The following is a 22,665-nucleotide window of genomic DNA, read 5'->3' on the forward strand; positions in this document are numbered from 1 at the left end:
ACGGTGCTGATGAAATATGTGTCAGATCAGAAATATGGCTTCAAACAGGATATGAACATGATCCGTATCCGTGTGAATCTCCAGTATCTCAGACTTCCAGCTATTCTCAATAATGGCATAGCTGATTTGGATGAGCTTGTCCTTAATGCCATCTACTCATACAGGATGTCTGTATTTTGCACAAACCACTAAATGATATTAAAATCTGTACACCGCATGCCGATTTGTGTAATATCCATTACGATATTGCATATCGTTTCACCTCTATGAATGTTGTACCACTAAATATGTTATAATATCTATAGAGGAACATATGATACTGACGTCAAGTTACGGATTACATTTCAAAGGCAGTGAATCAGCAATTAAGAACACAAGCGCGTATTACGCCTCTGCTGTTAAATATCTGATACCTGTAGTCCGCGTAAACTGGGACGCTGTTGAGCCGATCTCTTATAGCAAAGGCAGAGTGCGCCTTATTGAATGCCTGATCCACAGCAATAAGAACAACCGGGCAGTGTATAACTTCGATGACCGGTTTTATAAGTTCCCCGTTTATCTGAGAAGAGCTGCAATTGCGGATGCCATTGGCAAAGTAACCGCGTATTTCAAACTTTTCGAGCAATGGATAAAAAATGAATGTGAAGGCGTTATGCCGCAGATCGATACGTGTGACCATCTCATGCCGTGTTTCTTTAATGGCAATATGTTTGCCTGGGATCAGCTTGGCCGCACTGCTCAGGTAAAGGTTTATGCTAACAATGACTGGGTATGGAGAGAAATCCGTCTTTCCAAGACAGATATCAGGTATCTGAACAGCAGAAAGCGTCTGCATAACGCAAAGCTGTCCGCACCCGTCATTGAAAAGAAAAATGGACACTATCAGCTTCGCTTTACGATTCAGGAGAATGTCAGACTGCATCATACGCCGATCTTTGAACAGAAGATATGTGCGGTAGATCTTGGCGTTGGTACAGATGCCGTGTGCAGTGTATTGGATTCTAAGGGAACTGTCCTGTCAAGGAAGTTTATTAACTTTGGCAGAGAAAAAGACTCTGTATCCAATGCGCTGCACCGCGTATCTGATTTCCAGCGCGATCACGGATCTCATGACAGCGGCAGACTCTGGAATCTGGCAAAGCGCAGAAACCTGAACCATGCCCGCCTGATTGCCAATGCGATTGTGGACTATGCCATGGCAAATGACTGCCACACAATTGTGTTTGAGCATCTGGACACGGCAGGTAAGAAGAAAGGCTCAAAGAAACAGAAGCTTGTCATGTGGAAACATCGTGATGTGCAGAATACGGCTGAACGCTTAGCGCATCGTTATGGCATGCGGATATCGCGTGTCTGTGCATGGAATACAAGTAAGCTTGCGTATGATGGTTCTGGCAATGTAAAACGCGGCAGCGATGTACCGCGTTCTGAAAAAACAGAATCCATGATTCGTCATTCCATCTATAAAGGCAGGATGGAAGAAAGAGTTCCTTATGACATTTGTCAGTTCATGAATGGAAAGCTGTACAATTGTGATCTCAATGCGTCATACAACATTGGAGCACGATATTTTATTCGCGAACTGTTGAAAGCATTACCACAGATACAGGCAGAAGTTCCTGATCTGGGCAGTGGAAGCTCCAGAACATTAGCTGATCTATGGCAGTTAAACACTGCAATAGGTACAGCAGTCAGCTGATTGTTCTGCACATAAGTCTCCCAAAAGTTAGTGCAGATGGGTATAGCAAGCGTCAGCAAGCTATACTGTGCTGCAACCGTATCTGAAGGAGACGAAAGTCTGAAAGCACACAAGCTTTTGGAAGCTCCATCTATAGTCCGAACGTAAGCGAGGACTTAGGTGGGGAGCTTCACTTCCTTCTGGATCCTGACAGATTGGATCGATAAATCCAGCTAGTTATCATCAATGCATGTGCTGAATAAGCTCTTCAGGCATACTATGTGAGAAATGGAATGATAATCACATCCGGAAGTTACTCATAATTTAGATAAAATTGCGGATGATCATTGAGAAGAGACCCGGCATAGAAAATGGAGAATAAACAATGAAATCATTGTGGAACCTGTAATATAGAAACCAAAGACTATTGCTAAGAAGACTTGAGATTGAGGATGCTGCGGCAATGTATCACAACTGGGCATCTGATCAGGAAAGTCACTAAGTATCTGACCTGGCCTGCTTATACAAGTGTGGATGATGCAGAGAAGACATTTAGGGAATGGCTTTTTTCCTATCAGAATTCTTCCTTTTACCAATGGGCAATTGTACCAAAAGATCTCAATGAACCAATTGGCTCCATTTCGGTTGTTGATCTGGATGAAAAGACAGAAATGGTAGAAATCGGCTACTGCATTGGCAGAAAGTGGTGACATCAGGGTATCACAGCCGAAGCACTCAAAGCAGTCATTGATTTCCTGTTCGACCAGGTAAAAGCTAATCGGATTCAGGCAAGGCATGATGGCAATAATCCAAATTCCGGCCTGGTGATGAAAAAGTGCGGAATGCAGTATGAAGGCACGATGCGCGGTACTGCGATCAATAACCAGTGGCTTTGCGATGTGAGTTACTATGCAGTGTTGAGATCAGACAGGTAATCAGGAACCTGGCATACGCTTTTGGTATGGAACTGTGAGCATCTCGTTTGAAGTATGATGCAACTAACTATATGATCATGGCAGAAATCAACAAAGGAGAAAATTACCATGAGTAACGTATATGATTATTCTGTTCCTACCGTCGACGGCGGTACAAAGTCACTGAGAGATTTCCAGGGCAAGGTCATCCTGATTGTCAATACAGCAACAGGCTGCGGCTTTACACCGCAGTATGAACCGCTGGAAAAGATGTATGAGGACCTGCATGACAAGGGGCTTGAGATTGTGGATGTTCCATGTAACCAGTTCTATGGTCAGGCACCGGGCAGTGATGAAGAGATTCATGAGTTCTGCACACTGCACTATCATACAACCTTCGCGCAGTACAAAAAGAGTGATGTCAATGGTGACAATCAGCTGGATCTGTACCGCTATCTCAAGAGTGTGAAGGGCTTTGAAGGATTCAGCGGCCCGATGGCAGACAAAATGAATGATCTGCTGTCCAAGGTGGCACCGGACTACATGACAACCACAGACATCAAGTGGAACTTCACAAAGTTTGTGGTGGATCGTGAAGGCAATGTCGTCAAGCGGTTTGAGCCGACGGCTGACATGGCTGATGTCAGAGCATACGTTGAAAGCCTGCTGTAAGAAACACGATTGTGAACGAATAAAATTCTGCTATGATTGGCTCTGGAGATACAGACAATGAAAAAGATTGAGACATACAGTCTGCCATGCATGGATGGCAGCCAGCAGTCACTCCGGGATTTCAGCAATCAGGTATTACTGATCGTCAACACGGCGACGGAATGCGGCTTTACCTGGCAGTATGAGCAATTGCAGCAGATGCAGGAAGACTTTCATAACAAAGGCTTTACCGTGCTGGATATTCCCTGCAACCAGTTCATGGGACAGGCACCTGGATCAGACAAGGATATCCATGACTTCTGTGTGGAAAACTATCACATTACATTTCCCCAGTACCACAAGAGTGAAGTCAATGGCATCCGTGAACTGCCCCTGTATACCTATCTGAAATCACAGCAGACATTCCATGGCTTTACAGGTGAAGAATCAGAATTAATGGATGATCTGTTACAGGAATGGAAGCCAGACTATAAAAAGACATCAGATATCAAATGGAATTTCACCAAGTTTATCGTTGACCGCAAAGGCAATGTCATCAAACGGTTTGAATGCACCGAAGATATGGACGATGTCAGAAAGTGTATTGAGCAGACTCTGTAAGACAGAGCCAGAAAATGCAGACCACATATCCTTATGGAAGTGTGGTCTGTTTTTGCGATCTGGACAATTTCTACATGCTGGCATTTATCATTCCAATCCAATGTGAATACTGTCATCCATGGCATGAATGATACTGATGTCATCCTGATAATATGTGTCATGATCTGGCAGTTCTTCATCCGTGAGATCCTTGAACATCCTGCCATGAATATTTCCCCAGTGATCATCATGGGCTGTATAGATCACATCGGCACGTACATCAGAGATGCTTGTCTGTACAGTTCCGTCTGTTTCTGTTTTTGTGACCGTAACAGAGCCAATGAGCCCGGTTAATACGGATTCCGGTGTGCCGCCCATGGTGGTATCCTGGGAAGAAATACCATTGCCAAGTGCATAGAAGACAACGGCATGATCACCGATGTGGGTGACCGGCTGGATGTTATGGGGATGGTTGCCGATGATGATATCTGCACCGGCATCTGCTAACTGCTGGGCCAGGGATAATTGTTCCTCGTCAGGCTGGCTTATGTATTCGGTCCCCCAGTGCATGGAGACAATCACGACATCTGCTTTCTGGTCTGCTTCTTTTACCCAGTTCAGCATCTTCTGCGGATCATCCCGATAACAATTCACCAGATATTCTTCGCCATCCGGGCATACATTGCCATTCATGCCATACGTCCATGCATTGAAGGCATAGGTAATGCCATTGCACTCATGCACATTAACCGCATCCTGCTCTGCCTGGGATTCGTTTGTGCCTGCTGATATGACACCAGCTTTTGAGCTCCAGTACGCATCACTATTATGAATAGCCTGCTCTCCTCGATCCAGACAGTGATTATTTGCCTTGGACACCAGATTGAAGCCTTTGGATACCATATAATCACCAAATGCCTGCGGACCATTGAAGGTGGGAAAGTAGCTGATGCCTAGATGATCACCACCCAGAACGGATTCCTGATTGTAGAAGGCAAGATCGTACGCTTTGGCCTGATCTGTAATGTCATCAAACATACTGAAATCCCAGCTGCCGTCTGCCTGCTGTGCCTGGGCCAGAAGCTGTTCCTGGGTGAGGGCATCCCCCAGCAGGAACAGACGAAAGGAATGCGTATTGCTTTCTGGTGAGGAAGAAGGAGATGAAGATGGCTGTGCAGCCACCTGTTCCACTTCTTCTTTCTGATTACTGCCTGTACATGATCTGAACAGGAAAGTGCCTGTGATCAGGCAGGCACAGGCAAGTAATGAAACCTTGATGCTTTTACGCAGATGACGCTTCTTTTTCTTCTTGGACATGATGATCTCTCGTGCTCATTATATATAAGAAAGAGCAGGAATACAGAAGAACAGAAGTATCACATGGATAAATAAGGATACGGTATTATTGATCTTCTTCCGTGCAGATGTCACTTTTCTCAACAAATTTGATGATTTTTAACTTCTGCACCCAAGCTGGCCCGAAAAAGGAAAGAAGAAAAGCCAGCACGATTTCTATAAGAAATACGATCCATTCTCCGTATCTGGTAAAAACCATTTTCCCGGCAATTGCCCGTGATACGAAAACAAGCAATTTCATCACAATATATAATTCGATAAATAAGAGCAGCCAGTTATGCTTTACAACAAAAGTTTTATGACAGCTGCCGCAGGTATATGTGTCCTTGGAAAACCGTTTCTTTGGTTTGCTGATATGCAGTTTTGCCCCGCAGTTCGGACATTTGAAGTTTGGATTGCGTCTCATATCATTATTAATATTAATATCTATACATTTGGGAGGCAATCTTACAAGTGTATGGCGTGATCCCTAATGAGGGATGATCTGTCCACCTACATGTTCCGATTGTGTAACCCTCGGGATAAACAAATTCATGATAAATAAGCCAACTGCAACTATTATAAACATAGCTGTTTCTGCTGATATTTGCGTCATATGCGGTGTAATGTGTCCATATATAACTGATTGTGAAAGACATGCATAATTTGAATAGCGCGCTATGATGCAATAAGCATTTCTGATAATTTTGACTGAGTGCTATTCTTTTTCTGCAAGGAAAAGGAATGGTGATGCAGAAATGACAGAAGCAGTGAAGAATACAAAAAGAGGCAGGGAATTGTTTACAGACCGTGATCTGAAGCATCTGATTCTGCCGTTCCTGGGGGAACAGCTGCTTGTTTCCCTGGTGGGAATTGCAGATGCCTTTATGGTGAGCTTTGCCGGTGAAGAGGCAGTGTCTGGCGTAACGCTGACCAACATGCTGGTGACGTTTTTCCTGTATGTTTTTACAGCCCTGGCATCCGGCGGGGCAGTCGTAGTCAGCCAGTATATTGGCAAGGGCAGCCGGGAAGAGTCAAATGATGCGGCCAGTCAGCTGCTGATGGTATCTGGCGTGATATCCGGCCTGTGCATGGTTCTGGTCCTGCTGTTCAACAGACCGCTGCTTTCACTGCTGTTTGGCAGGGTAGAACCAGGTGTCATGGCAGCCTGCGTTACGTACCAGCGCATTGTGGCTCTGTCCTTTCTGCCATTAGGCATTTACAATGCCGGGGCTGCTGTCTGCCGCAGCATCGGCCGCACATCGATTACAATGAAGATCTCCATTCTGGCCAACATCATTAATGTTGTCGGAAATTCCATCGGCATCTTTGTCCTGCATGCAGGTGTTGCCGGCGTTGCCTGGCCGACCTTTCTGTCCCGTCTTTTCTCTGCAGTTGCCGTCACCATGATCTGCTTTCACAGGGAACTGCCGGTATATTATGAAAACAGGCATATCTTTGCTTTTGAAGGTGATATGGTCCACCGCATTCTTGGCATTGCCGTTCCCAACAGCATTGAAAACGGCATCTTCCAGCTGGTCAAAATCATTCTCAGTACCATCCCGACAATGTTTGGCACTGCCCAGGTAGCTGCCAATGGCATTGCCCAGACCATCTGGTCGCTTGCTGCTCTGATGGTCATTACCATGGGACCTGTCTATATTACGGTTATCGGACGGTGCATGGGTGCTGGTGATACTGAAGCAGCGGAGTATTACTTCCGCAGGCTTAATAAAATCACGGTTGTTTCTGCAGTTGCCTGGAATGCGGTGATTCTTGCACTGACACCGCTGTTTATGAGAGTCTATCCGGTATCGGATGAAGTCAGGCACCTGGTTGTTATTCTGGTATTGATTCACAATCTGTTCAATGGCGCTGTCTGGCCATTTGGCGGTGCCCTGCCCAATGGTCTGCGGGCAGCCGGCGATGTGCGCTTCAATATGATTGTCTCCATCGCTTCGACAGTTCTGGTCAGATTTGTATTCTCCTGGGTGCTTGGCGTGCAGATGAAAATGGGTGTCATTGGCGTGGCGCTTGCCATGGCAATGGACTGGTGTGTGCGGGCTGTGATCTGCCTGTGGCGCTATAAGCAGGGTAAGTGGAAGACAATGACAGTGATACAATAAGAAAAAGATGAGGTAGAAAAATGGAACTGAGACTGCTGGAGTATTTCCTGATTACTGCCCGCGAGCAGAGTATGAACAGGGCTGCGCAGGTCATTCATATCTCGCAGCCTTCACTGAGCCGGCAGATAGCCCAGCTGGAGAAGGAACTTGGCGTAACGCTGTTTGTGCGCAGCAGTCATGGCATCTGTCTGAGTGAAGAGGGCATTCTGCTGGAAAGAAGGGCACGGCAGATCCTGGATCTTGTGGATAAGACACAGGAGGAGCTGCAGGACAGTGAAAGTCAGCTGGAGGGTACGATTGGGATCGGCTGTGGTGAGCTCAAGGCCATGAAGGAAGTGGCGCGGATGATGAAGGACTTCCAGAAGGCGCATCCCCGTGTGAAATTTAACGTGTTTACAGGAAGTGCGGATGATGTCAGTGAGCGTCTGCAGCGCGGCCTGCTTGACATGGCAGTTCTGCTGAAACCGGTGGATCTGACAAAATATGCCTATATCCAGTTGAAAAGCGCGGAGCAGTGCGGAGTGCTGATGAAAACGGATGATCCGCTTGCCCGGAAAACTGACATTGAGGCAGCAGATCTGCTGCACAGGGAGCTGATCGTTCCATCCCGTCCGGAAGTGCTGAATGATCTGGAACACTGGTTTGGCAGGTATTATCCGCAGATGCAGATCCGCTGTACAGACAACCTCGCTGTCAACAATGCCTATCTTGTGCAGGAAGGCGTCGGAATCTGCATCATGGTCAACAGCATCACCGAGCTGCTGGATCCTTCTCTCTTTGTTTTCAGGCCATTGAAGCCGGCTTTGTGCCAGGGCTGTGTTCTGGTATGGCCGAAGGATCTGCCGCTGTCCCTTGCTGGCAGAAAGATGATTGCACAGCTGAAGGAACAGTACAACATGCAGGATCAGATTGAGGAAGCATCATAAAAAAGGAGAGAATAGGAGTATGGAAAAGATTGTTCAGACAGCAGGCCGGGATGCTCTGGGGGAGTTTGCACCGGATTTTGCTCATTTTAATGATGATGTTCTGTTTGGCGAGGATTGGAACAATACCGATATCGATGTCAAAACACGGTGTATTGTGACCGTGACGGCACTGATTTCCAGCGGGATTACGGACAGTTCGCTCGCCTATCATCTGCGCAATGCCAAAGCACACGGTGTTACCAGAAAGGAAATTGCGGCCATCATTACGCATATTGCCTTCTATGCCGGCTGGCCAAAGGCATGGGCAGCTTTCACGATTGCCAAGACAGTATGGGAAGAGGAAGCAGAGGAGGACAAAGATGCCTTCCAGAATGAGATCTTCTTTCCGATCGGAGAACCGAATGCTTTGTCAGCGTATTTCTCTGGCAGAAGCTGGCTGTCAACGATCTGTGAGAAGCCGTTTGCAATCATAAATGTTACGTTTGAGCCAGGCTGCCGCAACAACTGGCATATCCATCATGCAAAGCAGGGCGGCGGCCAGATCCTGATCTGTGTCGGAGGATCCGGCTGGTATCAGGAATGGGGAAAGGATGCCGTACAGTTGAAACCTGGCACGGTGATCACTATTGCCCCGGGAGTCAAGCACTGGCATGGCGCTGCCAGAGACAGCTGGATGGCCCATCTTGCCATTGAAGTGCCAGGCGTGGAAACTTCCAATGAGTGGTGTGAGCCTGTCAGTGAGGAACAGTACAGCCATCTGAAATAAACAGAAACAAATGCAGCGGCGAAGTGCCGCTGTTTTTCGTGGGCATTCTGTTTGGTTAAAAATGGCTTACCTGCGTATAATGTGAAAACAACGGAGGTTTACGATATGGAAAATCGTTATGATATTGCCGTGATCGGCACTGGGCCGGCCGGTTTGGAGGCTGCCATTACAGCAAAAGTCCGCAACAAGAACATTGTACTGTTTGGCTCCCATGATCTCTCAAATAAGATGCAGGTTGTCAAGCATCCGATTCTGAACTATCTTGGTCTGCCGTCGGTGACAGGAGAGCAGATGGCTGCTGCCTTTAACAAGCAGCTGGAAGAGCTTGGCATCACCATCACCGAAAAGCGAGTGACAAGTGTGTATGCAATGGGTGACTACTTCACTTTGCAGCTGGATGACAACACGATGGCAGAGGCCAGTACGGTCATCCTGGCAACAGGTGTGGTTGCCGGCAAGCCGTATCCTGGTGAAGAGAAGTTCCTTGGCAGAGGTGTCAGCTATTGTGCAACGTGTGATGCGCCTTTATATAAAGGAAAGGATGTTGCGGTCATCGGCGGTTCAAAGAAAGAAGAAGCTGAGGCAGACTTCCTTGGTGAAGTGTGCTCCAGTGTAACGTACTTCCCGCTGTACAAGGATGAACCAGAATTCAAGAACAATGTCAAAGTTGTCAGAGAAATGCCGAAGGAAATCCGCGGTGAAAAGAAGACAGAGGCGCTTGTTACATCCGGTGGTGAATATCCGGTGGATTGTGTATTCATTCTGCGTGAGGCACAGTTCCCTGGCCAGCTTGTCCCGGGTCTTGAGACCGATGGCAATGCAGTCAAGGTAGACCTGCAGATGAAAACAAACATCCCGGGTCTGTTTGCGGCTGGTGATATTGCCGGACGCCCTTACCAGTACATCAAGAGTGCCGGTCAGGGCAATATTGCTGCTCTGTCTGCGGTGGATTACCTTGCAGCAAAGAAGTAAATCGCTTCCTGACAATGTTGTGACGAAGGACAGAAGATGAATTCCTCTGTCCTTTTTGTTTAGCCTCAGATGAGGAAGAAGCTATGTAAATGATACGCTTGGTGATTGTGAAATAGCTCTTGGGAGTCGATAACAACTTGCGTCTTTTTTCGATAGTACATCAATCTTACAAAATGTGTGTGATCGAATTACAGATAGTGATAATCTTCGGATATTCAAATCCACTGGACAATTACTGTTAACAAATAGAATACAAACAAATGCTGTTCAATAGAATCTGTCGATGAAATGATCTAGTGTCGATATTGACGCAGCGGCGGTGGATTGTGACGCAAAAAGGACTACAAAAATGGAAAAAGAAAAATGGTAACTAAAATGAAAAATGTAATCGAGATCAGTATGAACACGAAAAACCAAATCGCAGAATATCTTAACAAGAAGACAAAAGAACTTGATATGCAGGATTTCAATGCTTTCACAACAAACATGATTGCTGAGGAAATGCATATTTCACGCACAATTGCATCCCAGTATCTGAATCAGCTTGTTGAAGAAGGTTGCGCATTCAAAGTGAAATCCAGACCGGTTTATTTCTTCAATACGCGTGTAATTGAAGAAAAATACCGGGTTCCAGTAAAGAAAATGGATTTTCTGGATATCAGTGACATGGTTGCTTATCTGAGCACCAGCGACCGTATCCCAAATGTCTTTGAAAAGCTTATTGGATATGATGGATCCTTGCGTCGTGCCATTCGTCAGAGTATCGAGGTTTTCAACTATCCGCCAGCTGGGCTTCCTCTTCTGATCTATGGAAATGAAGGCTGCGGAAAGAAGACATTAGCTGAGATGATCTGTAGACAGTCAAAGCTTGGCTCAGGTATCCTGCATCGGGATTGTGAAGTGATCCTGGTTGAATTGAGCAAGGATCCCAGCAGTTCAGTCAATGCCAGAAAACTGCTGCAGCAGCGTATGGACCGTGAGACCGTCTTCATCATCCAGCATATTGAGAATGTCAGCAATGAACTGCTGAAGTATGTATTCACTTATTGTGAATCAGCAGTCAATCGCAAATTACATTTTCTTTTTCTCAGTAATGAAAAACCAGGTGATTATCTGAATAACGAATTTGCGAGATGTATTCCTGTTTCCGTTCATCTTCATGATTTTGATGAACGTCCCAAGGAAGAAAGAGAAGGAATTGTTGTCAATCTGTTTCAAAAGGAGGCAGCAAAATTCAAAGCGTCCATTGAGATTTCCAGTAATGTTCTCCGCATTTTAGCTGCTGCAAGTTTCGATGACAACATTGTTGGTCTTGCCAAAGTTATCCGACTGACTTGTGCCAAAGCATCCAGTGGCATGCAGGACGGCAGGATTCGCATCCATACATATGATCTTCCAGATAGACAGCTTGAAAAGATTGAAATCTCAGACAGGAATGTGGAGTACCTTGACTGCAGCCAGTACAAGGTTGGCAGTGAGGTTGATCAGTATCTTGAATTATTCAACATCATTCTCCAGACTTGCAAAATGGGGAGCAAAACCGACATCAGCAAAGCATTCAAGGAGATCTATACAACCATCGGTGAGGATCTGATTGTAACAAACTCAAATTCTGACAGAGCACTTCAGGGTATGGAAGTCACCATGATGAATATTGTGAATGTGATTGCCCAAAAACACTTCATCAATATTCCGGGGAATTTCAGTTTTCTGATTGCCAAGCTGCTTTATATATACAACGAGTACAAGAGCAGATTCTCACACTGGGCAGAAGAAAATCGCGAGCTCATTAAAGCGGCAAAAGAAACAATGCGTCGTGAATATGTCAGTGAGTCAATGATCATGGATGAAATCAACTCACTCGCAGTAACAAATCTGGAGACGGGGCTTCCAGATATTGTCAGTATCATCATGTCACTGTTGCTATCCCGCTACAATACAGACCTGAATCGGAATAAGATCTTTGGCATTATTATCTGCCATGGCTATTCAACAGCCACATCCATTGCATCTGCAGTGAATTCCCTGATTGGCAGTTATGTGTTTGATTCCATCGATATGCCAATTAATACAACGGTTGATGAAATCAGGGATATCCTGCGGGAAAAACTGACCAGAATCAATTCCTATGCCGATGTCGTGATTCTTGTCGACATGGGAAGTCTCGAAGAAATTGTCCAGAATAACGAATTTATCGGAAACAGAAACGTTGGCATCATCAACAATGTTTCTACCAAGATGGCGCTGTCCATCGGCTACAAGATTAAATCCGGGTGTTCGATCGAAGCTGTATTTGATCAGGCGGACCAGGATTACAAAGTCGAGTATGCGATTGTAAAGGCACGCCAGCGCGACATGATTCTCTTTACCAGTGAGAGCGGACTGCAGACATCACAAAGAATGGTGAATCTGTTCAGGGACTCACTTCCACGGGAAATACCGGTTGAGTTTCTCATTGTCCCATTTGAAAAAATGATGGAAGGAAACATCGCCGATATTGTCAATTCCGGAAATGTCCTGATGATCATCGGTACCGAAGATCCGGGCCTGACAGTGGCACCGTTTATTCCCCTTGAAAGCCTTGTGGCAACATCAAACCTTGATCTTATCAGTCACAAATTATCTGGTTATCTTGATGAAGCTAGTGTTCAGCAGCTTACCTTCAACATCAGGAGAAATTTTACCTTGATCAATATCGTAAATTATCTGACGATTCTGAATCCGAAGCCGCTGCTGGATGCCATTACTGAATCTGTAGAAATTCTGCAGCAGAAAATGAATATCAGGCTGGATGGGAAGAGACTTGTAGGAATTTATATCCACGTTTGTATACTTGTTGAACGACTTGTAACAAAGACCGGACTGATTGAACACGACAATGCAACAGCAGAATTTGTCTCTCAGCATTCCGATTTTATTCAAAAGGCAAAAGAGAGTTTCAGTCAGGTGGAGCAGCATTACAACATTATGATCCCGGAAGCTGAAATGAAGTATCTATATGCATTCTTAAGCAAAGAAAATCGTGAGGATTAACCATGAAGGAAAGAAAGATCATTATTGCAACGCATGGAACATTGGCGGATGGATTCTGTTCTGCGCTAAAGATCATCACCGGTGCCACAAACATTCAAACATTGTGCTGTTATTTAATGCCGGATTTCAATCTGGAAAAGGCAATTGATGAACTCTTTGCAGACTATGATCCGAAAAAAGAAGAAGTGTTTGTATTTACAGATTTGCTTGGTGGATCGGTCAACAACGGCTTTATCAAAGCAATGAAAAACAAGGATTTTCATCTCATCACAAATTCAAGTCTGGGACTGTTAATTGATTTTATCGTAACAAATGAAAGTGTTGAAGATCTCAAAAAGAAATTGTCTTCATCCCAATTTCAGGCGATTTATTGCAATGACGTGATTAGTAACTGTACAGGAATTGATGAGGATATCTAGAAAGGAGGAAGGACATGATAAAAGCAGTAAGAATCGATCATCGTCTTGTTCATGGACAGGTGGCTTTTTCGTGGACGCACTATCTTGGCGCAACAAGAATCATTGTCATTGATGATAAAGCAGCGTCAGATGATTTTCAAAAAATGGCTCTGAAAATGTCTAAGCCAGCAGGATGCAAATTAAACGTCTTCTCAGTTGAAAAGGCACTGGAAAATGCAGCCAAAATTGATTCTCTTTCCGACATTGTGTTCATTGTCTTTGGTCAGACGCATGATGCTGCGCGCTACATTACTGCTCATCCGACATGCAAGGAATTGAATGTCGGAGGAACTGTAAAGAAGCCTGGATCAAAAGTCTTTTCTGAAGTTGTTTACCTTACCCCGGAAGAGCAGAACGACCTCAAGCAGATTGAAAAGACCGGATGCAAGCTGTTTATGCAACAGCTCCCGACAACCAGACGCGAAGATCTTGTGCTGTAACATCACAATCAGAAAATGGAGGTGAAAATATGCATTTAGTTCAATCTTTGATTGTGACTCTCATTTCCGTCCTCATGATTCTGGATTCCCGAATGCTGGGAAGACTGAACTTTGAGCGACCATTAATCACCTGCTCAATCTGCGGTCTGCTGCTTGGCAATATCAAGGTAGGACTGACGGTTGGCGCACAGATGGAGCTTGCGACACTTGGCATGATGTCCATTGGTGCATCCGGAATCGATATGAATATGGGTTCTCTGGTTGGCTGTGCCATTTGTATTATGACAGGTGCTGATATTGAAACAGCAATCACAATTGCTGTCCCGATGACACTGCTTGCTACCGTCTTGGGTACAGTTTCCAGTATCATTCGTATTCAGTTTGCCCATATGTGCGATGCGGCGGTAGACAAGGGCGACTTTGCCAAAGCAAAGCGTGTGGATATTGTATATGGTCCTGTGCTATATGTCCTGTTCACAATTATCCCGGTCTTCTTGTCAGTGTATTTTGGCGCAGGTGTCGTTCAGTCTATTGCCGAAATTGTGCCTTCGTGGGTGACAAGCGGCGTATCCTTAGGCGCTAATATAATTGCTTTCTATGGATTTGCAATGCTTCTGTCAACGATGGTTAACAGGAATACAGTGGTTTACTTTTTTGCCGGCTTCTTGCTGGCAGCCTATTCGGGAATGAGTCTGACTGGACTTGCTTTGGTAGGTATTGTGCTGGCTGTTATTCTCTACACAGTGAAATACGTTGGATCTTCGAACGGGCCCAGTGTTAAAAAGACAGCGGATGCATCGATCGATGATTTGGAAAATCTTGATAATTAAAGGAGGACGATATGTTGCAAACGGCGGTACGTTGGACCCAGTGAACCGGAAATTTTGGACCCGGTCTTCCGGATCTATCGGTACCGCCTTTTTTTGTGGCGAAGAAGCGTAAACTTCGAAGCGTCTCTTTTCTGACTAAGATGAAGCTGTACGGAAAGCAACGTGCAGCTTTTTCGTACGTCAAAGGAGGTGCTTTAAGCATGGAAAAGTCAAAGTACATTGACATCGCACGGTATCTATCTTCGGGATCATTCTCACAGCGGGATATTGCGGGAATGACCCACACATCAAAAAACAAGGTATCCATCATCAAGGAGGTGATGGAAAAGAACAAATGGATACCGGAAGATCTTGATCAGTTTGATTCGAGTCAGCTTGATAAGATCTTCAGAAGAAGTGACATTCCTCAATCGGATGGACCAAAGCAGGTTCTCTATGTTGAGCCAGACTATGACCAGCTTTGTAAGGAGCTTCTCAAGCCTGGTGTCACTAAGAAACTCTTGTTTGATGAATATGCAGAGTCATGTGAAAGAGCCAATCTGCCCCATTTGCAGAAAACCCAGTTCCAGCTTCATCTTGAAGAACATTTGACCAAGAAATCTTATTCTGAGGTAATCAGGCATGAGCCTGGAAGAGAAATCGAAGTTGACTGGACCGGAGATCCAGCATACTGGAAAGATCCGTACACGGGAGAAATTCAGAAAGCGTGGCTGTTCGCTGCAATTCTGCCATTCAGCGGCTATGCATACGCTGAAGTCTTCCCGGATATGAAGCTGCCAAACTGGATTAAAGCAAATGTGCATATGCTGGAATACTTTCATGGCAGTCCGCATGTCATCATCTGTGACAACCTCAAGACTGGTGTTATCAGGCATCCAAAGAACGGTGATGTTATCTATCAGGCTGATTATGAAGCGTTTGCCAACTATTACGGCATCATTCTTGAAGCTGCCAAGGTGCGGGCGCCACGATATAAAGCGCATGTAGAGAATGTCGTTGGCAAGTTTGAATCCGCCATCCTTGGTCGGCTGCGCAACATCCAGTGCTTCTCAATTGAGGAATACAACAAGTATGTTCGTAAGGAACTGGATGAATTCAATGCAAAGCCGTTTCAGAAGAAGGAAGGCAGCAGACTCAGCCTGTACACCGACTACGAAAAGGATCGGCTCTCTCCATTACCATCAATTCAATACGAATATTTCACCAGGAAAAAAGCAAAGATATATCCAAATATCTGTTTCCAATACAACAAGAATTTTTACTCTGTTCCGTATCAGCACATTGGTGAAGAAGTTTGGCTCAGGATCTTCAGTGACCGTATTGAATGCTGGACTATGAAAGGTGATTTTATCTGCACGCACAAGATTAAGGCTGGTATTGGCAAGTATGACATCTGGGACGAACACCGCCCGCCAAACAGTGCAAGCTTCGGCAAGTGGAACAGTAACAGATTCCTGAAATGGGCAAAGGAGATCGGTCCATACACTTATGAAGTCGTTGACCGCTTCTTCAGAAACGGCGGTGCAGAGCAGCGTTATTACAATACCGTACTTTCAATACTAAAACTGACAGACACATATCCTCGGCCAAGAGTAGAACATGCCTGTCAGATAGCACTGGACCATTACAAAAGACCAGTCTACAAGAATATTAAAGCGATTCTTTATGCCGGACAAGATATGGCTGTAATACAGCCTGATACAGGTGAAGTTGAATCAGATGGCACCCAGGAAAAGTCATTTGTCAGAGGAGCAGAGTATTATGCCAAGAAGAACAAGAAGAAATGAAATCACGCCGAAAACCGTCAGTAAAGAAATAAGGCAGCTTGGCATGAAAGAAATGGCTGATCTCTTTGACGCAATGGCAGAAAGCGGTGAACTGGCTGATCAATCGGCACTGCAGGTAGTTGACCAGCTCATCAGTTGTCAGCTGATTGGGAACGGCAATCGCACAGCAGACCGTTATAAGAAAGCAGCTAAACTGTTTTTCCCATCTGCAGATTTTAACAACCTTCTCTATCTGCCTCAGAGACATTTGAATATTCCTCTGATCGATCAGCTGAAAACGTGTGAATTCATAGACAGTGAGCTGAACATCATGATTCAATCGGCAACAGGAGGCGGAAAGACGTTCCTTGCCTGTGCTTATGGCAACGAAGCATGTGAGCATGGGTATACAGTCAGATACTTCATCATGCCTGACCTTATGAGCACCTACCACAATCAGGAAAGCAAAGGTAAAGGAGAGAAATTCCTCAGGAAGCTGGTTAATACGAACCTGGTGATCATTGACGACTTTATGCTTACCAGGATAACCAGTGAAGATGCGGATTTCCTGTACCGACTGATCTCATCGAAACCCAGATCCAGTATTCATCGTTCTTTCCTGATCTGCTCACAGCTAATGCCTGAAGAAATGTATAACCGGCTTTCACAGGCAGGAGGCGCAATCGCAGATACGATCATGAACCGTCTGACTGCCAAGGCATACACAATAACACTCGAAGGTGACAGCATGAGAAATATCGATATAGCTGCCGCCCTTGCACAGCAGCAAGCTTCACGAAGTAATACACAGTAATCAAATGATCCCCTGTCCAATACCGACAAGGGATCACCCTTTTATGGCGGTACCATGACAACCGGTTCAGTGAGTCCATCAATTTCCGCACTGCCGGTACCATCTCATGCCGGATCTATGCGTCCAAAGTCCCGGCGTCTGCAATATGTCACAGAAAGGTTTGGAAACACAGAAAAACTACCCTCTGCATAAGAAGCTGAAGGAAATATTCTGGGGCGCATGGTGTATGCAGACAAACTGGAACTATGAGCGCCAGATGAACACAGCTTATATGTATGCAATGTCGCACTGTATCGATCGTCTGTATCCTGACAAAGATGAAATTGAAAAGAAAAAAGCAGCATACAGACGACACTTGGAATTCTTCAATATCACACCTCAGTGTGCAGCTCTGACACTTGGTATTTCCGAAGCAATGGAAGAGGAGTATGCTGCCCACCCGGATACGTTTGATCCTGCCTCAATCAACGCTGTCAAGGTTGCTTTGATGGGCCCTCTGTCAGGCATCGGTGACTCATTGTTCCAGGGAACCATCCGTATCATTGCAATGTCTATCGGCATTTCCCTTGCCCAGAAAGGCAGCATCGTTGGACCGATTCTTGCGATGGCAATTTCCATCGCAACAAGTGCACCGTTTACCTGGTACATGGGTAAACTCGGCTATACGAAAGGCCAGGAGTTCGTTAAGCAGTTATCAGAATCCAACGTCATGGAAAAAGTGATGTTTGTATGTTCCATTGCCGGCCTGTTTGTTATTGGCGGTATGTCTGCATCATTGGCTAATCTTACAACACCGATCTCATTTGGCTCTGCCTTTGTTTTGCAGGATGTTCTCGATGGTATTATGCCGAAGATTATTCCGCTGGTTATGACATGGATCATGTATGGCATTATCAAATCAGGCAAAGTTAAACCAATGTATGTCATCGTTGCATGCTTCGTCTTTGGAATTATTTTGAATTATCTTGGAATTTTAACAGTCGCATAACGAGAAAAAAGCAGAAGAGGAGAAAAAGAAAATGTTTGACGTTAAAAGCACTGTAGAAAAAATTGTATCAGAAAAGCACATTAACAACATTAGCTTCACTGGATGTGGCGGTTCACTGTCATGCTTCTATGCACCATACTATTATGTGACCCGTGAAGCAAAGATGATTTCCACAAACTATGCTAACGGTCATGAATTTACAGAAGATACCCCTGCAAATGTTGGTGAGAACTCCATCGTTGTATGCGCAAGCCGCAGGGGAAACACACCCCAGACTGTCAGCGCTGCACAGCGCGCAAAGGATCTTGGCGCAACTGTAATTGCTCTGCAGATGGAGACGGATACACCGCTTGAAAAGATTGCGGATTATACAATCCAGTTTAAGGACACTGGCGTGGATGGTGCCCTTTATGAGGAATCCAAGGGTGCTTATGCTCTGAAGATTGCTTATGAGACCGTAAATGCTGTTGAGCATAATACAGAAGTATACAATGCAATGACAGATGCAATGAGCAAGATGAATGAGATTGTTCCGGCTGCGCAGAAGAAAGCAGTTCCGGATGCGATTGCATTTGCACAGGATTATGCAAACGATAACATGATTTATACAATGGGATCCGGTACTGCATGGGCAGCTGCCCAGCAGCAGACCATCTGCATTTTCATGGAAATGCAGTGGATCAATTCCTCTGTAATTCATTGCGATGAATTCTTCAATGGACCATTTGAGATTACAGAAAGAGACACTGCTTATCTGCTTCTGAAATCTACCGGCAGAACAAGAGGAGTTGATGAAAGAGCAATTCGCTTCCTTGAGAAGTTCAACAACCATACAACCATTATCGATGGGTATGATTATGGTATGAAGGAACTGGGCGAAGTTTCCGAATATTATGATCATGATTTCTATAGTGAACTGCTTGGAGTGTATAATCATCTCCTTGCAGATCGCCGCCAGCATCCTCTGAGCTGGAGAAAATACATGTGGAAATTCGCATATTAATTGAACGTCTGCTTATATATTTTGCTGATTGACTTTCAGCCCACATACTGGATCTGTATGTGGGCTGAAGTTATCTTAATATTCATTACAATATTCATCTCTTCATCATTTTATTCAGAATCATGTGTTTTGATTATTTCTACATGTTCAGTACTGCGATGGCACTGAAAGGATGAAAAAAATAATGGCTGTATTTACATAGAGGAGAAAAGGAAAGCATGAAAAGAAGCACATCTCTGGATCATCGGATACTTCAAATTCTGATTCCCGCTATCTTGGAAAATGCGCTGCTGCTGCTTTCAAGTATGATCCTGACCGGTTATATCGGAAGGCTCAGTATCAATGAAATCAGTTCATATGGAATCGCAAATCGGATATATTCGATCTATTTCTCGATTTCACAAGGATTCTCTATTGGGACAATGGCGCTTCTGGCCAGAAAATTTGGAAAAAATGATGTCAGGGCGTGCAGCAGGCTTCAGATGGGTTGCTATTTGTTACTGCTTCCATTAGCTGCTGTTGCCATGATTCTGATTTTCCTGTTTTCCCGGCAGTTGTTATCCACGATGACAGAGGAAACAGTTCTGCTGGATCAGGCTCAGAAATTCCTGATGCAGACAATATGGTTCTATCCGCTGATATCTATTGTGCATCAGAATGCAACAGCATTCCAGGCAGATGGAAATACAAAAACACCACTTGAAATCGCAACTATTGGCAATATTGTCAATCTGATACTTGGCTATATGCTGATCTTTGGAAAAGGTGCTCCAAGACTTGGTTTATCTGGCGCCGCCTGGTCTCAGAATATTTCATTCCTGGTGATGGCTTCTACCGGGCTGTATTTCTTGTATGGAAAGAACGGTCTGTTTTCGTCCCAGAAAATTGAAAGCCGGCTGAGCCTGAATGAATGCAGGGAAATCGTTAAAACCGGAACACCTGCTTCTATTGAGAACTCACTGTGGAATATAGCTGCTGTTTACATGAGCTGTGTCATTCTAAGCTATGGCAGAACTGAATATGCAGCATATCAGCTTGGCATGCAGGGAGAAGCTTTCTGCGATATGATGTCCGCCGGTTTTCTGACGGCAGCCATGTCGCTTTCTGCAAATGCGATCGGTGCCTCGGACAGTAACCTGTATCAGAATGCATTAAATCGGCTGAATTATTACTGCCGGCTGATCAGCGGCGTTACCATGCTGTTTCTGCTGCTGTTCTCCCCCTTTGTACTCAGACTTCTAACGGATAAAGCAGAACTGATCCAGATTGCAAAAATCTATTGTTATATGATGATCATTTCGCAGTATCCTCAGCACCATCAGAAAATCCTGTATGGTTATCTGCGCTCGGCAGGTTATTATAATTCGCCTCTTGTCATCAGTCTGATTGGAATTTATGGATGCCGCGTTCTACTGTCATATATTTTCGGTTTCCTCCTGCATTGGAATATTGTCTGGATCTGGATTGCGATGGATGTGGATCAGTGGGCAAGGGATATTTTTGCAGCAATTATATTTAAAGTCAGAAATGTAAAAAGCTATGTAAAGGAGCAGACAAATGCAGCTAAGTGTTAAGCCAGAATTAGTCATTTTTGATGTTGATGGATTGATGCTGAATACAGAATTTATCTGGAAAAAGGCATGGGAAGAAAGTGGACGTCTAAATGGAATTGATTCGTTTGGAAGTGCATTCTGTAAAGCTGTCGGTATTACCGGGGAAGATGTAGAACGTATGCTGGCGGCAGAATATCCGCATGAACCATGGAGGATTGCGCTGGCGCAGGCTCGTGAAATCGGAAGCAGAAAACTATTGGCAGAGGTTGATGTGATGCCGGGGGTGATGGAGCTGCTGGCTGTATTGGAAAAACTGCAGATTCCAAAAGCTGTGGCGACAACAACCAGCCGCATCCAGACAGAAGAGAGGCTTTCAAAGCTGCACCTGTTGACCAGCTTTGACTGTATTTTGTGCGGAGATGAAGTGAAGTACCGCAAGCCGAATCCGGAAATCTATCAGACTGTCCTGAGGAAAATGAACTGCCGGCCGGAAGATGCTCTTGTTCTGGAAGATACAGGATATGGGGTCAGAGCAGCTAGTGCCGCAGGCATCAGGGTGATCATGGTTCCATCCATTAATACCCCTACAACAGAGGACATTCAACGATCATTTGCTATCGTGTCCTCTCTGCTTGAAGTGAAGAAGATGATGGAGATCTTTATATGAAATCAATGTATGAATATATTTGTGAATCAGATAAGGCTGTCAGGAATATCATTAATAACAGGCTTGCCATTTATAAAGCATTAAAAGACAGGCCAAACATAAAGAAGATGAAAAGTGTATTTCTGGCAGGGTCCGGAACAAGCTATCATGCCTCATTGGCATCTGCCTGTGCCTGTGAAAATATTCTGCATGTTCCTGCGCGGGCAGTAATGGCAATGGAGTTTGTTGACAGTGTGAATGTGATTCCGGCTGATTCTCTGGTCATTGGAATCTCTCAGGGTGGCAGAAGCACCAGTACGATGAATGCATTGCGCAAGGGCAGAGACCATGGCTGTGTCACCATTGCCATTACCTCAGATCTTCACTCTCCGGTTGCGTCTGTGGCTGATATCACCATTGAACTCATGGTTGGTGAGGAAGATATGGGGCCAAAGACAAAAGGATATTTCTGCTCTGTGGCAACGATCATTGTGCTTTCTGAAGCGATTGCACTCTTGAAAGGAGAACCGGCCATCAGTGAAGAAACACTGTATCATGAACTGCTTTCCTGCGCAGACGTAATTCCGCCAATTGCTGTAAAAGCCAAGGCGTTTTACGAACAGAACAGACAAATATTTCTCCAATCCAGAAAAATATTTGTTGTCGGCTATATGAGTAGTGTTGCCTCTGCATATGAAGGCGCTTTGAAAATTCTGGAAACGGTCAACTGTCCGGTACAGGGATTTGAAATGGAAGAGTTCATGCATGGCATTTATCATGCCGTGGATGAAAATACATTGATCATTTGGCTTGGTGCAGATCAATATCATTACAGGAGAATGCTGGGACTGCTGCACTATCTTCAGCAGCATAAGCACTGCAGTTCGGTTCTGATTACTTCCGGTCAAAGTGCAGATGTCATGCCTGTGATGCAGTTTCCGTTTGTCAAAGACAACTTGTTTGAGGGACTGGAGTACATTGTTCCCGTACAGGTTATTGCAGAACAGATGGCATCAGATCGAGGCATTGATCTGACCGTAAGTACAGATCCTGACTTCCACCGTGAGATGGGAAGTTACTGCTACGAAAAGTAAAAAAGAGAGCAGATAATGAAGCCCGGTATTGCAATCTATGAAAAAGCACGGAATTGCAGCGCTTACAGTGAA

21 protein-coding genes and 1 pseudogene are annotated in these 22,665 nt (G+C 44.9%); 19 read left to right on the forward strand and 3 right to left on the reverse strand.

What is annotated here, in order from left to right; genetic code table 11:
* Positions 1–21 precede the first annotated feature (21 nt).
* Positions 22–147 carry a transposase gene (locus tag DHU66_RS12625; protein WP_108774931.1) on the reverse strand — a complete coding sequence of 42 codons (126 nt, stop codon included), beginning with the start codon at positions 145–147 and terminating at the stop codon, positions 22–24.
* Positions 148–313: 166 nt separating this feature from the next.
* Here DHU66_RS12625 and DHU66_RS04470 point away from each other — a divergent pair, with 166 nt between their 5' ends.
* From DHU66_RS04470 to DHU66_RS04485, 4 genes and pseudogenes are all read left to right on the forward strand, one after another.
* On the forward strand, positions 314–1,699 hold the full coding sequence (locus DHU66_RS04470) for a transposase (protein ID WP_108774686.1): 1,386 nt from the start codon (positions 314–316) through the stop codon (positions 1,697–1,699).
* 431 nt (positions 1,700–2,130) lie between these two features.
* A pseudogene (locus DHU66_RS04475) lies at positions 2,131–2,613 on the forward strand (GNAT family N-acetyltransferase).
* Between the two features lie 108 nt (positions 2,614–2,721).
* Entirely contained in the window at positions 2,722–3,264 is a 543-nt protein-coding gene (locus DHU66_RS04480) for a glutathione peroxidase (protein WP_108774687.1), read from the forward strand.
* 57 nt (positions 3,265–3,321) lie between these two features.
* Positions 3,322–3,864 carry a glutathione peroxidase gene (locus DHU66_RS04485; protein WP_245309386.1) on the forward strand — a complete coding sequence of 181 codons (543 nt, stop codon included), beginning with the start codon at positions 3,322–3,324 and terminating at the stop codon, positions 3,862–3,864.
* Between the two features lie 87 nt (positions 3,865–3,951).
* On the opposite strand, the gene DHU66_RS04490 is transcribed toward DHU66_RS04485, so the two are convergent.
* Entirely contained in the window at positions 3,952–5,160 is a 1,209-nt protein-coding gene (locus DHU66_RS04490; protein WP_108774688.1) for a CapA family protein, read from the reverse strand.
* An 85-nt stretch (positions 5,161–5,245) separates the two neighbouring features.
* Positions 5,246–5,440 carry a hypothetical protein gene (locus tag DHU66_RS12015; RefSeq protein ID WP_135358300.1) on the reverse strand — a complete coding sequence of 65 codons (195 nt, stop codon included), beginning with the start codon at positions 5,438–5,440 and terminating at the stop codon, positions 5,246–5,248.
* 496 nt (positions 5,441–5,936) lie between these two features.
* Here DHU66_RS12015 and DHU66_RS04500 point away from each other — a divergent pair, with 496 nt between their 5' ends.
* From DHU66_RS04500 to DHU66_RS04570, 15 genes are all read left to right on the forward strand, one after another.
* Positions 5,937–7,304 (forward strand): MATE family efflux transporter, encoded by a 1,368-nt coding sequence (locus DHU66_RS04500; protein ID WP_108774690.1) that lies wholly within the window; start codon positions 5,937–5,939, stop codon positions 7,302–7,304.
* Between the two features lie 20 nt (positions 7,305–7,324).
* Positions 7,325–8,230: a LysR family transcriptional regulator gene (locus DHU66_RS04505; RefSeq protein ID WP_108774691.1), complete on the forward strand. Its 906-nt coding sequence runs from the start codon at positions 7,325–7,327 to the stop codon at positions 8,228–8,230.
* 19 nt (positions 8,231–8,249) lie between these two features.
* Positions 8,250–8,996, forward strand: coding sequence for a carboxymuconolactone decarboxylase family protein (locus tag DHU66_RS04510; protein WP_108774692.1), 747 nt, complete (start codon positions 8,250–8,252; stop codon positions 8,994–8,996).
* Positions 8,997–9,101: 105 nt separating this feature from the next.
* A complete protein-coding gene (locus DHU66_RS04515) occupies positions 9,102–9,968 on the forward strand; it encodes an NAD(P)/FAD-dependent oxidoreductase (RefSeq protein ID WP_108774693.1) in 867 nt (288 codons plus the stop codon).
* A 399-nt stretch (positions 9,969–10,367) separates the two neighbouring features.
* Positions 10,368–13,001 (forward strand): PRD domain-containing protein, encoded by a 2,634-nt coding sequence (locus tag DHU66_RS04520; RefSeq protein WP_167836255.1) that lies wholly within the window; start codon positions 10,368–10,370, stop codon positions 12,999–13,001.
* Positions 13,002–13,003: 2 nt separating this feature from the next.
* Positions 13,004–13,420 (forward strand): PTS sugar transporter subunit IIA domain-containing protein, encoded by a 417-nt coding sequence (locus tag DHU66_RS04525; protein WP_108774695.1) that lies wholly within the window; start codon positions 13,004–13,006, stop codon positions 13,418–13,420.
* Positions 13,421–13,434: 14 nt separating this feature from the next.
* Complete coding sequence (locus DHU66_RS04530) at positions 13,435–13,899, forward strand: PTS sugar transporter subunit IIB (RefSeq protein WP_108774696.1); 465 nt, start codon at positions 13,435–13,437, stop codon at positions 13,897–13,899.
* Positions 13,900–13,928: 29 nt separating this feature from the next.
* Positions 13,929–14,729 (forward strand): PTS mannose/fructose/sorbose/N-acetylgalactosamine transporter subunit IIC, encoded by an 801-nt coding sequence (locus tag DHU66_RS04535; RefSeq protein ID WP_108774697.1) that lies wholly within the window; start codon positions 13,929–13,931, stop codon positions 14,727–14,729.
* Positions 14,730–14,929: 200 nt separating this feature from the next.
* Positions 14,930–16,516 (forward strand): IS21 family transposase, encoded by a 1,587-nt coding sequence (gene istA, locus DHU66_RS04540; protein ID WP_167836256.1) that lies wholly within the window; start codon positions 14,930–14,932, stop codon positions 16,514–16,516.
* On the forward strand, positions 16,491–17,309 hold the full coding sequence (locus DHU66_RS04545) for an ATP-binding protein (protein WP_167836257.1): 819 nt from the start codon (positions 16,491–16,493) through the stop codon (positions 17,307–17,309). The genes istA and DHU66_RS04545 overlap by 26 nt, the downstream gene beginning before the upstream one ends.
* Before the next feature lie 145 nt (positions 17,310–17,454).
* Positions 17,455–18,297 (forward strand): PTS system mannose/fructose/sorbose family transporter subunit IID, encoded by an 843-nt coding sequence (locus DHU66_RS04550; protein ID WP_108774700.1) that lies wholly within the window; start codon positions 17,455–17,457, stop codon positions 18,295–18,297.
* A 31-nt stretch (positions 18,298–18,328) separates the two neighbouring features.
* Positions 18,329–19,300, forward strand: a complete 972-nt coding sequence (locus tag DHU66_RS04555; RefSeq protein ID WP_108774701.1) for an SIS domain-containing protein — start codon at positions 18,329–18,331, stop codon at positions 19,298–19,300.
* Between the two features lie 218 nt (positions 19,301–19,518).
* Positions 19,519–20,874: an MATE family efflux transporter gene (locus tag DHU66_RS04560; protein WP_108774702.1), complete on the forward strand. Its 1,356-nt coding sequence runs from the start codon at positions 19,519–19,521 to the stop codon at positions 20,872–20,874.
* Positions 20,858–21,520: an HAD family hydrolase gene (locus tag DHU66_RS04565; protein WP_108774703.1), complete on the forward strand. Its 663-nt coding sequence runs from the start codon at positions 20,858–20,860 to the stop codon at positions 21,518–21,520. Before DHU66_RS04560 ends, DHU66_RS04565 begins: the two co-directional genes overlap by 17 nt.
* A complete protein-coding gene (locus DHU66_RS04570) occupies positions 21,517–22,593 on the forward strand; it encodes an SIS domain-containing protein (protein ID WP_108774704.1) in 1,077 nt (358 codons plus the stop codon). Before DHU66_RS04565 ends, DHU66_RS04570 begins: the two co-directional genes overlap by 4 nt.
* Positions 22,594–22,665: the final 72 nt, after the last annotated feature.

This window comes from Lactimicrobium massiliense (assembly GCF_900343155.1).
Taxonomy (GTDB): Bacteria; Bacillota_I; Bacilli_A; order Erysipelotrichales; family Erysipelotrichaceae; genus Bulleidia; species Bulleidia massiliensis.